Raw genomic sequence first — 13,935 nt, forward strand, 5'->3', positions numbered from 1 at the left:
CTTTTTTCAATTAGCTGATGGACATGTCTAATTTTCCCCTTACCCATCATTTTGACGTGATCATTGTGGGCAGTGGTGGTGCCGGCCTAAGTCTAGCACTTTCTTTGCCTGAACATTTTAATATTGCAGTTCTTGCCAAATCTACCCTGACCGATGCCAGTACCTATTATGCTCAAGGCGGTGTTGCAGCAGTACTGGATGAGACAGACTCGATTGAACAGCATATTGATGACACCATGATTGCAGGTGTACATCTGTGTGAAATGGATGCGGTGAAGCAGACGGTTGAAGGTGGTAAGCCTTCGGTGGATTTTCTGCTGAAACACGGCGTCCAATTTACTCTGGATGAGCAGGAACAATTACATTTGACCCGTGAAGGCGGCCATTCACAGCGCCGAATCATTCATGCGGCTGATGCTACTGGGCGTGCCATTTCTACCACGTTGGTACAGCGTGCTCAGGAAAAAGAAAATATTACCATCTTTGAAAATTACATTGCGATCGACCTGATCTGTTCACAAAAACTGGGCCTAGATGGTGAAAATCGCACCTTAGGTTTATATGCACTCAATGAAGCAAGTGCACAAGTTCATACTTTCTTAGCACCATTTACTGCCCTGGCTTGTGGCGGTGCGATGAAAGCTTATCTTTATACTTCCAATCCGGATATCGCGACTGGTGATGGGATTGCGATGGCCTATCGTGCCGGTTGCCGGGTTGCCAATATGGAATTCAACCAGTTCCATCCGACCTGTTTATATCATCCACAAGCCCGTTCATTCCTGATCACAGAAGCTATGCGTGGTGAAGGTGCATATTTACGCCTACCTGATGGTGAGCGTTTTATGCTGCGTTTTGATGAGCGTGCTGAACTAGCACCACGTGATATTGTGGCACGCGCAATTGACTATGAGATTAAACGTCTGGGCATTCGTCATGTCTGGCTAGATATTACCCATAAAGATGAAAGCTTCATCAAAGAACACTTCCCAACCTTATATGCACGTCTGTTAGAACTTGGCATCGACATCACCAAGGAAATGATTCCTGTGGTTCCTGCTGCGCATTATACCTGTGGTGGTGTGGTCGTAGATGAAAACAGTCAGACCGATATTGCCGGACTCTATGCCATTGGTGAAACGTCCTATACCGGCTTACATGGCGCTAACCGTATGGCTAGTAACTCACTTTTAGAATGTTTTGTATATGGCATGAGTGCTGCCAAACATATTCAGGAAAATTTCAAGGCAGATCAAGCTATCCCTGAGGTACCAGAATGGGATGATTCTCAGGTCACTAATCCTGATGAAGATGTAGTTATTCTGCAAAACTGGGACGAGCTGCGTCAGACCATGTGGAACTATGTGGGTATCGTCCGCACGACTAAACGTCTGGAACGTGCCCTGCACCGGATTGAGATGTTAAAGAAAGAAATTACCGAATACTATCAGGATTATCAGGTGAGCAAAAACTTGATCGAGCTGCGTAATCTGGTACTGGTTTCTGAGATGATTGTGCGTTGTGCCATGCAACGTAAAGAATCTCGTGGCCTGCATTTCACCCTGGATTATCCAGAATTACTGCCTGAACTACGTAAAACTGTACTGATTCCACCAAGTTTTGAAGTAGAAACTCCTTTGGTGAATGCTTAAAGATATAGGCAGATAATATTTTTGAATGTTATCTGCCTTTTCTTTGGCTCTGATTTTTTAAGTTTTTAGAATAATCAGGATTTAAATAAAGCATATGATTTGTAAGAATTAATCAGCATTTTAAGGAATGCACGTGTTCTTTACGTGGTGGAACCGAATAGGTCGCTGTCACATGGGCAACCGGCTCTTCCTGATCAATCGAATAAATCCAGACTTCTCCCACAATGAGCGCTTTACCCACTTTCATCAATTTACTTTCCCCTCGCAGATCAACACCACCCGAAGGTTTACGCAGAAAATTAATATTTAAGTTCGTAGTCACTGCCAGGCCAACCAGTCCAATCTCACCGAGGATCGCAATATATAAAGCCAGATCAGCTAAGGTCATCATGGTGGGGCCAGACACTGTGCCGCCGGGACGTAATTCCTGCTCACTCACTCGATACAGTAAGGTTGCACCCTGAGGCACTACAGCTTCGATCTGGCACTTTTCCAGGCTCTGTGGAAATTCCTGCTGTAAAAACTGGATGATTTCTTCTCTTGTACTTTTCATCATGTTTTATCTTCCTGATTTCTTCCAATATAGAAGATTCTTCCTTGAAATAACTAGAGAAAAGTATGCCAAAAATGTCTTTAGAATAAAATTATTTTAAATAAGACAGCGCCTGTTCAAACACCTGATCCGGTGTTTGAGTTGCATCCAGACATTTAATCCGTTCTGGATGACGCTGGCATAGTGTTGCATATCCAGCGCTAACTTTCTCAAAGAAAGTAACTTTCTCTTGCTCAAACCGATCCAACGCACCTCGGGCACGTGCGCGATTCATACCCAGTTCAATCGGTGCATCCAGCCAGAACGTAATATCCGGCATACGTTCCACGAAATTTTGATTCAACAGATTCAACTTGTCTTCACTGAGTCCACGCCCTGCACATTGATAGGCAAAACTGGCATCACTGAAGCGATCACATAAGACAATTTTTCCAGTATTTAAAGCGGGTAGAATCACTTGTGTCAGATGCTGGGCACGTGCCGCATACATCAGCAATAACTCTGTATCATGGCACATCGCTTCTTCGTGGTTTACGGCCAACAATAGCGAACGAATCTGTTCTGCCATCGGTGTACCGCCCGGCTCGCGGGTCAGCACGACCTCTTTACCTTGAGCAATAAAATCATCATAGATACGACGAATGAGTGTGGTTTTCCCTACACCCTCAGTGCCTTCAAAGCTGATAAACATGCTCATTCCTTATTTTTTGAACGTAAAACAGAGAGATATTCTTGCACTGCTCTATTGTGGTCTTGCAGACTACTGCTGAATTTATGCCCACCATTACCCGTTGCAACAAAATAAATATTTTGTGAATTGTCCGGATGCATCGCTGCTTCAATGGCTTTCTTGCTTGGCAAGGCAATCGGTGTCGGTGGTAAGCCAGCCATGGTATAGGTGTTATAGGGTGTTGGAGTGCGTAGATCCTGACGGGTGATATTACCTTTGTAATTCTCACCCATACCATAAATAACAGTTGGATCTGTCTGTAGACGCATGCCTATTTTCAAACGGCGCACAAATACACCAGATACCTGTTGTAACTCGCTATCCAGGCTGGTTTCTTTTTCAATGATCGATGCCATGATTAGCGCTTCGTACTTATTCTGATATGGCAGATCTGAAGCACGTTTTTCCCAAGCCTGATCCAGAGATTTCATCTGGCGCTGATAAAGATCGGTCAGAATCTTGCGATCTGTTTCGCCTTTGGCAAAGAAATAGGTATCCGGAGCGAACAGACCTTCAGGATGATTAAATGGAATATTGAGTTCTTTGAGCAATTGATCGGTTGGCAAATTCACCACTTCTTTAGTCACCAGATCATCTTTCTTTAAGGCATCAATCAGCTGTTTAAAAGTCGTGCCCTCAATCACCAGAATCCGGTTCATCTGAGCATTTTCTGCATTGGAAATCATGTCCAGTACTGCACGAATACTCATACCTTGAGGAATTTCATAAACACCCGCCTTCATGGTGTCATGAATCATGATGCGCTGATACAGCTTTAAAATAACCGGAAAGCTGACATGATTTTCTTTGGCCAGCCGATCAATAAATCCAGAATAGGTTTCACCATTACTAATTGCCAGTAACTGTTTTTGACCTTCTACAGGATAATCTTTCCATAGGCTGGCTCTCAGGATCAGCCCTAGAACCAGGAGTATCCCGATTAGAAATAAAGCTATCCCCTTCATGAAACCAGGGCGTTTGGAATTATTTTTCTTTTTGGTTTTAGACTTGGAAGCTGACATATTAATAAGGCATCTGATTCAATCGAAGACGGTTAAAAAGTTCAATACAAGCATCTACATTTAAAGTACGCTGCTCAAATTGAGTGGCAATTTTCATCGGACTGAGCGCATTGCAGAAAAACAAGCTGTCGATATGGGGAATTTCATCCATTTCCACATCACGCTGCTGACAGATAATGCCCTGATCCTGCATACGTTGCAAAATTTCTGCACGCATTACACCGAAGACGCCATTATAACGAAGTTCTGGTGTAATCCATGTATTGTTTATACGAATGAAGCAATTACTGCTCACCCCTTCAACAATTGTACCCTGCACATCAGTTACCAGTGCTTCCGGCCAGCCATGCAGATCCGCTTCCTGTTTAAGCAAGACCTGTTCCAGACGATTTAAGGTTTTCAACCCCACCAGATTCGGCATGCTGAGGCCAATGGCCTGTTGCAATACACCCGCCTGAATCTGCTCATAACTGAAGTCCTGTAGAGTTTTCGGATAATAGAACACCCAAAGATCTGCCGGATGGTCTGGCAGGCTATAACCACGCTGTCCTATACCACGACTCAGTACAATCTTTAAGGTTCCGTTCAGTTCAGCTTCTGATTTCAATAACGCTTGCAAACTTTTTTCAATCAGGTCCAGATCAGCATGCAAACTTAATTTTTGCTGGCTCATCCTTAAACGGGCTAGATGACGGTCTGCTAACTCGATCTGGTTTCGACGTATGCGGGCGGTAGTAAAGCAGCCATCACCATAATGAAAGGCACGATCCAGCACATCTATATCTTTGACGAGTTGAGCATTTTTTAAATACAACATGCTTTTAAGGCCTCTCTGGTGACGGATAGAGCGATGAAATATAAACTCTGTCTATATATCTGTTTTACTCACATAAAATTCGTTTTTAATTATTTTTTATGCAAAAAATCTCCAGCTATTCTTGCCCCATCCAACAAAACAAAGAAACATTTGAGACAAATATGAACATCCGTAAATTAAAAATTGGGGTATTGGCAGCACTTATTTCAGCAACCGCTTTTAGCGTATCTGCAAAAGACTTCCTGAACGTGTCTTATGACCCAACTCGCGAATTGTACGATAACTTTAATAAAGAATTCAGTGCTTACTGGAAAAAATCTACTGGCCAAGATGTGAACTTTAAACAGTCACATGGCGGTTCAGGCAAACAGGCACGTGCTGTCATTGATGGTCTGGATGCGGACGTCGTGACTTTGGCTCTAGCTGCAGATATTGATGAGATTGCAGCACGCGGCCTGCTACCTAAAGACTGGCAGAAAAAATTCCCACAAAACTCGACACCTTATACCTCAACCATCGTTTTCCTGGTGAAAAAAGGTAATCCTAAAGGCATTAAAGACTGGGGGGATCTGGTGAAACCGGGCGTAGAAATCATTACACCAAACCCGAAAACCTCTGGTGGTGCACGCTGGAACTATTTAGCAGCGTGGGCTTGGGCGAAACATCAGCCTGGTGGTAATGATACTAAAGCTCAAGACTTTGTTCGCCAGATTTATAAACAGACCAAAGTACTCGACTCTGGTGCACGTGGTGCGACTACTACATTCGCTGAGCGTGGTATCGGTGATGTATTGCTGGCTTGGGAGAATGAGGCGCATTTAGCGATTCGTGAACAGCCTGGCAAGTTCGAAATTATTACCCCTTCCTTATCGATTTTGGCTGAACCACCAGTGGCAATCGTTGAAAAGAATGCCAAAAAAGATGGTAATGAAAATCTGGCGAAAGCGTATCTGAACTACCTGTACTCACCTGCGGGTCAAACGGTTGCTGCAAAGAATTTCTACCGCCCACGTAATGCGGCAGTATTAAAACAATACAGTAATGTCTTTAAATCGCTGAAGCTGGTGACCATTGATAAAGAGTTTGGCGGTTGGGACAAAGTACAGAAAAAACACTTTGCCAATGGCGGTATCTTTGACCAGATCGTAAAGGCAAATAGCACAAAATCGTAATAATAAATGTCTATGCAATGGCCTTATTGAATAAGGCCATTGTTGTTTCAAATACTTATAAAATCTTTTATCTTATATTTTCATATAAAATTCATTTTTAATTATTTTTTATGCATAAAGATTAGGTTTATTCTTCACTCATGTTACAAAACGTGTAAGAGTGTGAGGTTCACATGAGCATTTCAACAAAACTAAAACTAGGGGTTCTGGCTGCTGTTATTTCAGCAACTTCGTTTTCTGCTGCAGCGCGCGACTTTCTGAATGTCTCTTATGATCCGACGCGTGAACTCTATGAAGACGTCAATAAAGAATTTGGTAAATACTGGAAAAGCCGTACTGGCCAAAGCATTAACTTCAAACAGTCACATGGTGGTTCAGGTAAACAGGCGCGTGCCGTGATTGATGGTCTGGATGCCGATGTCGTAACGTTGGCATTAGCCGCTGACATTGATGTACTGGTCGAAAAAGCCAAACTGTTACCTGCAGACTGGCAGAAAAAATTACCACAAAACTCAACACCATATACTTCTACCATCGTATTCCTGGTACGTAAAGGCAATCCAAAGGGCATCAAGGATTGGGGTGATCTGGTAAAACCGGGTGTAGAGATTATCACACCAAATCCTAAAACCTCAGGCGGTGCACGCTGGAACTATTTAGCAGCTTGGGTATATGCAAAACACTTACCGGGCGGTAACGACAAAACTGCACAAGAATTTGTTCGTAAAATCTATAAACAAACCAAAGTACTTGATTCAGGTGCGCGTGGTTCAACCACCACTTTTGCTGAACGTGGCATCGGTGACGTATTACTGGCTTGGGAAAATGAAGCACATTTAGCCCTTCGTGAACAACCGGGCAAGTTTGAAATTGTGACTCCTTCCCTGTCAATTCTAGCTGAGCCACCCGTGGCAATTGTTGAAAAGAATGCCAATAAAAAAGGTAACAAATACCTGGCCCAGGGTTATTTAAACTTCCTGTACTCACCACTGGGTCAGGAAATCTCAGCACGTAACTTCTATCGCCCACGTAATGAAAAAGTGCTGATGAAATATAGCCAAGTCTTTAAGCCATTAAAACTGGTGACTATTGATCAGGAGTTTGGTGGCTGGGATAAAGTACAGAAAGCCCACTTTGAAAATGGTGGTGTTTTTGACCAGATCGTTAAAGCTAACAGCGCAAAAAATTAATTTAAGCTGATTTCATACAGGAGCATCGACATGACTCATACGCTTATTGTTCCCGGTGTGGGTGGCAGTGAATACAATCACTGGCAAACCTGCCTGCAACACCGGCTCATGCGTTGCTCTCGTGTGCAGCAAAAGGACTGGAATCATCCGGTACTGGATGTATGGGTCGCAGAATTTGTTAAAACTCTGCAAGTCATTCCAGATGATGTACAAATTGTGGCACATAGCTTTGGCTGTTTGACCAGCGTGGCATCATTGGCCCAGCATCCTGAACTGAATACTAAAGTCAAAAATCTGGTTCTGGTTGCACCTGCCAATCCGGCACGTTTTGGGGAAAATGGTTTTGCCCGTGATAGCCAGACGGATTACAGCGCCTATTTCCAGCAGCTCAAGATTCAGGCTCCAACGACTTTGCTGATCAGTGAAAATGATCCATGGCTAAGTTTTGAAGATGCCCAGGTTCTGGCGAAAGCCTGGAATATCAAACCGATTAATCTGGGAGTTGTAGGCCATGTCAATGTTGCTTCCGGTTTTGGTCCTTTCCCTGAAATTGAACAATATTTGATTTCAGAAAAGGCTATGCACCATATCAGCAAAGTTAATGAGAGCAAGTATTATTTTAAATTTGCATTTTAGTCCCTGCAAATTATGCTTGTGCCGATTCTATTTTCTAATTTTCACTGGTTAACTTTAACCAGCATTCTCTCTTTTGAGGAGTAATCATGTCGCAGCGATCCCGAGTGCTGCCAGGATTTGGTCTTTCTCTAGGCTTTACCCTAGCGTATTTGTCATTAATCGTTCTGATCCCGTTATCTGCCGTTTTTATTAAATCACTCGGCATTGGCTGGGAAGGTTTATGGGAAATCCTGAGCTCTGAACGTATCTTGAAATCATTACAGCTAAGCTTTAGTTCAGCCATTATCGCTGCTTTGATTAATGTAGTTTTTGGCCTGTTACTGGCATGGTGTCTGGTGCGTTATAGCTTTCCGGGTAAACGTATTGTCGATGCACTGGTCGATCTGCCTTTTGCCCTACCAACTGCAGTTGCCGGTATTGCTCTGACTTCTTTATATGCACCGACGGGCTGGATTGGTCAGTATTTAGATCCAATTGGCATCAAGGTGGCTTATACTCCGATCGGTATTACCCTGGCTTTGATCTTTATCGGTATTCCTTTTGTGGTCCGTACGGTACAGCCAGTTCTTTCTGATTTAGAAACTGAACTGGAAGAAGCGGCTTCTGCACTCGGTGCGAACCGTTTTCAGATCGTCACCAAAGTCATTTTTCCAATTCTGCTGCCAGCACTGATCACAGGTTTTGCTTTGGCCTTTGCACGTGGTGTCGGTGAATATGGCTCAGTGATTTTCATTGCCGGTAACCAGCCCTTTGAAACTGAAATTGCGCCATTAATGATTATTTCCCGTCTGGAAGAATATGACTATGCAGGTGCGACCACAATTGCTGTAGTGATGCTGCTCATTTCCTTTGTGATGCTTTTCCTGATTAACTTATTGCAAGCTTGGGCGAGCCGTCGTACCGGGAGAACTGCACGATGAGTTTAAATACCAACAGCAATGCGCTGGCTGAAAAATTGCAATCCCGCGATGCGACTCGTGAGCCGACCTGGGTACGTTATACCCTGATTGCGATTGCACTGATCTTCTTTTTAAGCTGCCTGATTCTGCCTTTGGTTCTGGTCTTTGTTGAAGCGTTTAAACAAGGCGTTGGCGTATATACGCAAGCCCTCGTTCATCCAGATACTTTATCTGCGGTCAAACTGACCTTGCTAACGGCTGTGATCGCGGTACCGATGAATGTAGTATTCGGCGTAGCTGCAGCCTGGTCAGTGGCGAAGTTTAACTTCCCGGGTAAATCAATTTTGACCACCATTATCGATATGCCTTTCTCGGTATCACCTGTTATTGCAGGTTTGATGCTGGTACTGATTTTCGGTACTCAAGGCTGGATGGGTGGCTGGTTGATGGATAATGACATCAAGATCCTTTACGCTGTTCCTGCGATTGTTCTGGCAACGATCTTCATTACCGTACCTTTTGTAGCACGTGAGCTGATCCCTTTAATGGAAGCGCAAGGTACTGAAGAAGAAGAAGCTGCGATTGTACTAGGTGCATCTGGCTGGCAAACCTTCTGGAAAGTGACCCTGCCAAATATCAAATGGGGTCTGATTTACGGCGTAATTCTGTGTAATGCCCGCGCCATGGGTGAGTTCGGTGCAGTATCAGTGGTTTCTGGCCATATCCGTGGTGAAACCAATACTTTGCCGCTACACGTCGAAATTCTATATAACGAATATACCTTTAGTGCTGCGTTTGCCGTGTCATCGCTCCTGGCTCTCCTCGCAATTGTGACTCTGGTTCTGAAAACCTGGGTCGAACTGCGCCAGGAAAAACAAGACAAACGTAATGACGATTCAACAGTTTCTTAAGGAATGCCCACATGAGTATTCAAGTTAAAAATATTGAAAAACACTTTGGTGCATTCCATGCACTTAAAAACATTTCTCTGGATTTCCCAGATGGTCAGCTGGTTGCCCTGCTCGGCCCTTCAGGCTGCGGTAAAACGACTCTACTGCGTATTATTGCAGGTCTTGAATCTGCTGACGGTGGTCAGGTGATTCTGGAAGGCCAGGATGCAACCAATGTCCACGTACGTGAACGTGAAGTGGGTTTTGTATTCCAGCACTATGCCCTGTTCCGTCATATGACCGTATTCGATAACGTGGCTTTTGGTCTACGTGTACGCCCACGTTCAACCCGTCCATCAGAAGCAGAAATTAAAAAACGTGTGACCCGTTTGCTTGATCTGGTACAACTTGGCTTCCTGGCAGACCGTTATCCGGCTCAGCTTTCTGGTGGTCAGCGTCAACGTATTGCACTTGCGCGTGCACTAGCCGTTGAGCCACGTGTACTGTTACTGGATGAGCCGTTCGGCGCACTAGATGCCAAAGTCCGTAAAGAACTGCGCCGCTGGTTACGTACCCTGCATGATGAACTGCACATTACTTCAATTTTTGTCACTCACGACCAGGAAGAAGCCTTAGAAGTTGCTGATCAGATCGTAGTGATGAATAAAGGCAATGTGGAACAGATCGGTTCACCACGTGAAGTGTATGAAACACCGAAAACACCATTCGTGTTTGACTTCCTGGGACAAGCTAACCGTTTCGAAGGCCAGAATAATGGCGGCATACTTCAGCTAGGTGAAGACCGTATCCAGTTCGATGCCGCCAAACAGGCAGCTCAGGGTAATGTCATTGTATTCGCTCGCCCGGATGAACTGCGTATTCATGCACAACCACAAGAGAATACGATTCAGGCCACGTTTATTCGTGAACTCTGGATTGCAGGAAAAGTTGTTGCGGAACTGAATGACCGCCAAGGTAATCTGATTGAAATTTCACTGACACCAGAAGAAGCTCGCGCTCATCAATTCCGTCCGGATCAAACTGTTTGGTTGAGTGCATTAAATCTGCATTTATTTGAAAACCAGGTCGCGTAAGACTGCAAGATGGGGCTTTTAAATGCCCCATCCTCTTATAGGGTAAAGAATTATGAATTTCCAACAATTAAGAATTATTCGAGAAACTGTTAGACAGAATTTTAACTTAACTGAAGCTTCAGCCGCGCTTTACACTTCGCAGTCAGGTGTCAGTAAGCATATTAAAGATTTAGAAGATGAGCTTGGTGTACAGCTATTTATCCGTAAAGGTAAACGCCTATTAGGACTGACTGAACCAGGTCAGGCACTTCTCGGCATTGTAGAGCGTATGCTGGTTGATGCAGACAATATCAAACGTCTTGCAGATGACTTTAACAAGGTCGATGAAGGTACATTAACGATTGCAACGACACATACCCAGGCACGTTATGTATTACCGCCAATCGTGAATCAGTTCAAAAAAGAATTTCCGAAAGTTCATCTGATTTTGCAACAAGCCAGTCCAATGGAAATTACCGAAATGCTTCTTCAGGGTGAAGCAGATATCGGAATCGCGACTGAAGCTTTAACGACTGAAGAAAATCTAGCGAGTGTGCCTTATTATAACTGGCAGCACAGTATTATTACGCCGCAAAATCACCCGTTGAATAGCAAAGAACAGGTTCGTATTGAAGACCTCGCTGGCTATCCGATTATTACTTATCATGGTGGTTTCACAGGCCGTTCTAAAATCGACTCAGCCTTTGAAGAAGCCGGTGTAGATGTGGATATTGTAATGTCAGCTCTGGATGCCGATGTGATTAAAACTTATGTCGAGCTCAACATGGGTGTCGGCATTGTCAATGATCTGGCTTATGATCCAGAACGTGACTATCGTCTGAAACAGATTAAAACCGATATTTTTGGGGTAAATACTACCTGGATTGCAGTACGTAAAGGTCATTTATTACGTGGTTATGGTTATGAGTTTATTTCTTTATGCTCACCAGATGCAGATATCAAGGCACTGAAAAAAGTCGCTTATCCAGATGAATAATATGGGTTGTACTTTCTAAATTGAAGAGGCGTATTGCCTCTTTTTTATTTTTTGAGTGGATAAAAAATATAAATATCAAGCATAATCACGTACATAATAAATTGAATTATACCAAGATGATCAATAATAAATTTGCTCTTTTCTCCGTGGGCTTGTTTTTCTCCGGGTCAGGTTATGCAGCAGCGTTTGAACAATCTAACCAAAGCATCCAATCGTTTTTTGAAAAAAATAATTATGCTGAAGTTTCACTGGCTTGGGTTCGCCCTGATATCAGCGGTCAGGTACAACATACCGAAGAGCTGCAACAATTAGGCATCACGGATTTTTCAACATGAAATCTTGTCCATAACCAATTGATCTCTAATGTCGCATTAAAATTCCAGTTGAATCCTCAAGTGTCGTGGGGACTGATTTACGATCAGCCTTATTCTATAGATATCGCTTATCATTATGATCCTGTTTTTGCAGGTGCAACACTTCCAATTGAGGCTGCTACCATTCAGTTTGAGAGCCATAATTTGACCTCATTAATTGGCTTTCAACCAAACGATAACTGGAATTTTTATACAGGGCTAAGTTATCAAAGCTTAGAAGGAAATTTATATTTATCCGGACAGACATTTTATATATTCAATGGTTATCGGGCCACATTTGAACGAGATGCCGCTCGGGGCTGGCTTGCTGGAATCAGTTATCAGATTCCAGAATATTTTTTTAGAACCGCACTGACCTATCGCTCTGCAATTACTCATCACAATAAAACCACTGAGTCGATTATTGTAGGTACGAATCCAGCACCTTATACAGAAATTCAAACTCCACAGTCTGTGAACTTGGATTTTCAGACAGCTTTAACTGATCGAAATGCGCTCTATGGCACGCTGCGTTGGTCAAACTGGCAAAATTTCGTGATCCAGCCGCCTAAATTTGGCGCTGTAATTGACTATGCGGCCTTACAGTTTCCGGAAGTAAAACCATTCAGGATGATTGATTATCGTGAGGATCAATGGTCTGGAAAAATCGGACTTGCTCATCAATGGCCATCTTTTGGCATAAATTCTATCGAACTCTTATGGGATTCTGGTACAGGAAATCCGGCTTCAACCCTGAATCCGAGTGATGGCTATTGGGGCATCGGACTAGGTCATCTTTATAAGATTCAAGAAACCTGGGATATTGCTACAGGACTATATTATTTAAAGTTTCAAAAACCTGAAATTTCCTTATCCGAACCTATTACGCCGCAGATCGCAGGTTTATCCGCAGTTTCTGATAACAGTGCCTGGATCCTAGGTATGAAGTTGGGCTATCATTTTCAATAGCTTTTAATAAATAAAAAAACGAGCCGAAGCTCGTTTTTTTATTAGGCTTAGCAGCTACAGCTTAGAAGCGGAAGCTTACACCCAGTTTTGCCACTGGGAACCATTCATATTTATTATCTTCGCGAATTTTACGCTCTTCATTTTCAATCGCTGTACCTACGCTAGGAGAACCTTCTACTGGTGCAAGACCTGTAGCAGTTAAATCCACAGTTGGGTTACCATTGTAGTATGCGCCGATTTCACCAAATACACCCCAACGGTTAGTAATTGCTGGAGAGAAACCAAGACCTACATACGGAGCAATATTATTTTTGTAAGATAACTTACCATTTACACGACCTTCTGTAGCACCAGCAGCAAGTTGATAGTCATTGTTATCAATGCTTAAAGTTTCACCACTACCAATACGGCGAGATAGATCGTAATCATTATCAATATATGCTACACCGGCAGCCATATAGAACCAGTTCGCCCAAGGACGAATCTCAGCATTCAAGTAAGTCAGGTTATTATCCATATCTAGGTCATATTTTGTACCATTGATTGATAAATCATCAGTCCAAGAAATATCACCACCATTATAACCTAGAGTAACACCTACATAAGGGTTAGCATTCCAAGAGATCGCGCCACCGTAACCGGTAGTACCGACTTCAGCACGAACAGCTGCAGGTTTAAAGAAAGAGAATTCAGCTACGCCTTCATCTGTTACGATTGTCTCATCAGCAGCCATGACAGATCCAGCTGTGGCAGCTAGAACGGATACTGCTAAAAGTTGATATAAAGCTTTCATTATTTCTCTCCTCAAAAGAACTTTTTTTTCATCATTAGTTATTCGTGATGAGCTCAATATAAAGGAGCCAATGAATATTTTTTATTCGTGTTTTGCTGGGCTTTTGTTATTTTTTGATACATATTAATTTTTCTTGTTGAATGATAAGCCTTTTTTAAACAATGTTTGTACATATCTAAAATACGAAAA

General features: G+C 43.1%; 13 protein-coding genes and 1 pseudogene. 9 read left to right on the plus strand and 5 right to left on the minus strand.

What is annotated here, in order from left to right:
* Window positions 1-23 precede the first annotated feature (23 nt).
* Window positions 24-1,652 carry an L-aspartate oxidase gene (nadB, locus tag ACEWB7_RS09385; protein ID WP_175967886.1) on the plus strand — a complete coding sequence of 543 codons (1,629 nt, stop codon included), beginning with the start codon at window positions 24-26 and terminating at the stop codon, window positions 1,650-1,652.
* Between the two features lie 112 nt (window positions 1,653-1,764).
* Here the strand turns inward: nadB and ACEWB7_RS09390 are convergent, their stop codons facing one another.
* From ACEWB7_RS09390 to pabC, 4 genes are all read right to left on the minus strand, one after another.
* Window positions 1,765-2,205: a PaaI family thioesterase gene (locus ACEWB7_RS09390; RefSeq protein WP_171248473.1), complete on the minus strand. Its 441-nt coding sequence runs from the start codon at window positions 2,203-2,205 to the stop codon at window positions 1,765-1,767.
* Window positions 2,206-2,296: 91 nt separating this feature from the next.
* Window positions 2,297-2,896, minus strand: coding sequence for a dTMP kinase (gene tmk, locus ACEWB7_RS09395; protein WP_411580666.1), 600 nt, complete (start codon window positions 2,894-2,896; stop codon window positions 2,297-2,299).
* A 2-nt stretch (window positions 2,897-2,898) separates the two neighbouring features.
* Window positions 2,899-3,957 carry an endolytic transglycosylase MltG gene (gene mltG, locus ACEWB7_RS09400; protein ID WP_175967913.1) on the minus strand — a complete coding sequence of 353 codons (1,059 nt, stop codon included), beginning with the start codon at window positions 3,955-3,957 and terminating at the stop codon, window positions 2,899-2,901.
* Between the two features lies 1 nt (window position 3,958).
* Complete coding sequence (gene pabC, locus ACEWB7_RS09405) at window positions 3,959-4,774, minus strand: aminodeoxychorismate lyase (RefSeq protein WP_175967915.1); 816 nt, start codon at window positions 4,772-4,774, stop codon at window positions 3,959-3,961.
* 161 nt (window positions 4,775-4,935) lie between these two features.
* On the opposite strand from pabC, the gene ACEWB7_RS09410 reads away from it, so the two are divergent.
* From ACEWB7_RS09410 to ACEWB7_RS09445, 8 genes and pseudogenes are all read left to right on the plus strand, one after another.
* Window positions 4,936-5,946, plus strand: coding sequence for a sulfate ABC transporter substrate-binding protein (locus tag ACEWB7_RS09410; RefSeq protein ID WP_312087033.1), 1,011 nt, complete (start codon window positions 4,936-4,938; stop codon window positions 5,944-5,946).
* A 173-nt stretch (window positions 5,947-6,119) separates the two neighbouring features.
* Complete coding sequence (locus tag ACEWB7_RS09415; protein ID WP_375726145.1) at window positions 6,120-7,136, plus strand: sulfate ABC transporter substrate-binding protein; 1,017 nt, start codon at window positions 6,120-6,122, stop codon at window positions 7,134-7,136.
* A gap of 30 nt (window positions 7,137-7,166) precedes the next feature.
* Window positions 7,167-7,772, plus strand: a complete 606-nt coding sequence (locus tag ACEWB7_RS09420) for an RBBP9/YdeN family alpha/beta hydrolase (protein ID WP_034171213.1) — start codon at window positions 7,167-7,169, stop codon at window positions 7,770-7,772.
* An 86-nt stretch (window positions 7,773-7,858) separates the two neighbouring features.
* A complete protein-coding gene (gene cysT / locus ACEWB7_RS09425; RefSeq protein ID WP_004784537.1) occupies window positions 7,859-8,692 on the plus strand; it encodes a sulfate ABC transporter permease subunit CysT in 834 nt (277 codons plus the stop codon).
* Entirely contained in the window at window positions 8,689-9,582 is an 894-nt protein-coding gene (gene cysW, locus ACEWB7_RS09430) for a sulfate ABC transporter permease subunit CysW (protein ID WP_034171212.1), read from the plus strand. The genes cysT and cysW overlap by 4 nt, the downstream gene beginning before the upstream one ends.
* A gap of 11 nt (window positions 9,583-9,593) precedes the next feature.
* On the plus strand, window positions 9,594-10,655 hold the full coding sequence (locus ACEWB7_RS09435) for a sulfate/molybdate ABC transporter ATP-binding protein (RefSeq protein ID WP_034171211.1): 1,062 nt from the start codon (window positions 9,594-9,596) through the stop codon (window positions 10,653-10,655).
* 52 nt (window positions 10,656-10,707) lie between these two features.
* Window positions 10,708-11,631 (plus strand): CysB family HTH-type transcriptional regulator, encoded by a 924-nt coding sequence (locus ACEWB7_RS09440; RefSeq protein ID WP_004784546.1) that lies wholly within the window; start codon window positions 10,708-10,710, stop codon window positions 11,629-11,631.
* 116 nt (window positions 11,632-11,747) lie between these two features.
* Window positions 11,748-12,953 (plus strand): annotated as a pseudogene (locus ACEWB7_RS09445) (OmpP1/FadL family transporter).
* Between the two features lie 61 nt (window positions 12,954-13,014).
* Here the strand turns inward: ACEWB7_RS09445 and carO are convergent.
* Window positions 13,015-13,746, minus strand: a complete 732-nt coding sequence (gene carO / locus ACEWB7_RS09450; protein ID WP_034171210.1) for an ornithine uptake porin CarO type 6 — start codon at window positions 13,744-13,746, stop codon at window positions 13,015-13,017.
* Between the last annotated feature and the right edge of the window lie 189 nt (window positions 13,747-13,935).

Source organism: Acinetobacter sp. NIOH-H-8 (genome assembly GCF_046635365.1).
In the GTDB taxonomy this organism is placed as follows: Bacteria; Pseudomonadota; Gammaproteobacteria; order Pseudomonadales; family Moraxellaceae; genus Acinetobacter.

What these genes read in the sequence shown, in the direction of transcription:
- nadB (WP_175967886.1), top strand. Translation starts at nt 24, where the DNA reads ATGTCTAATTTTCCCCTTACCCATCATTTTGACGTGATCATTGTGGGC.
- ACEWB7_RS09390 (WP_171248473.1), bottom strand. Translation starts at nt 2,205, where the DNA reads ATGAAAAGTACAAGAGAAGAAATCATCCAGTTTTTACAGCAGGAATTT.
- tmk (WP_411580666.1), bottom strand. Translation starts at nt 2,896, where the DNA reads ATGTTTATCAGCTTTGAAGGCACTGAGGGTGTAGGGAAAACCACACTC.
- mltG (WP_175967913.1), bottom strand. Translation starts at nt 3,957, where the DNA reads ATGTCAGCTTCCAAGTCTAAAACCAAAAAGAAAAATAATTCCAAACGC.
- pabC (WP_175967915.1), bottom strand. Translation starts at nt 4,774, where the DNA reads ATGTTGTATTTAAAAAATGCTCAACTCGTCAAAGATATAGATGTGCTG.
- ACEWB7_RS09410 (WP_312087033.1), top strand. Translation starts at nt 4,936, where the DNA reads ATGAACATCCGTAAATTAAAAATTGGGGTATTGGCAGCACTTATTTCA.
- ACEWB7_RS09415 (WP_375726145.1), top strand. Translation starts at nt 6,120, where the DNA reads ATGAGCATTTCAACAAAACTAAAACTAGGGGTTCTGGCTGCTGTTATT.
- ACEWB7_RS09420 (WP_034171213.1), top strand. Translation starts at nt 7,167, where the DNA reads ATGACTCATACGCTTATTGTTCCCGGTGTGGGTGGCAGTGAATACAAT.
- cysT (WP_004784537.1), top strand. Translation starts at nt 7,859, where the DNA reads ATGTCGCAGCGATCCCGAGTGCTGCCAGGATTTGGTCTTTCTCTAGGC.
- cysW (WP_034171212.1), top strand. Translation starts at nt 8,689, where the DNA reads ATGAGTTTAAATACCAACAGCAATGCGCTGGCTGAAAAATTGCAATCC.
- ACEWB7_RS09435 (WP_034171211.1), top strand. Translation starts at nt 9,594, where the DNA reads ATGAGTATTCAAGTTAAAAATATTGAAAAACACTTTGGTGCATTCCAT.
- ACEWB7_RS09440 (WP_004784546.1), top strand. Translation starts at nt 10,708, where the DNA reads ATGAATTTCCAACAATTAAGAATTATTCGAGAAACTGTTAGACAGAAT.
- carO (WP_034171210.1), bottom strand. Translation starts at nt 13,746, where the DNA reads ATGAAAGCTTTATATCAACTTTTAGCAGTATCCGTTCTAGCTGCCACA.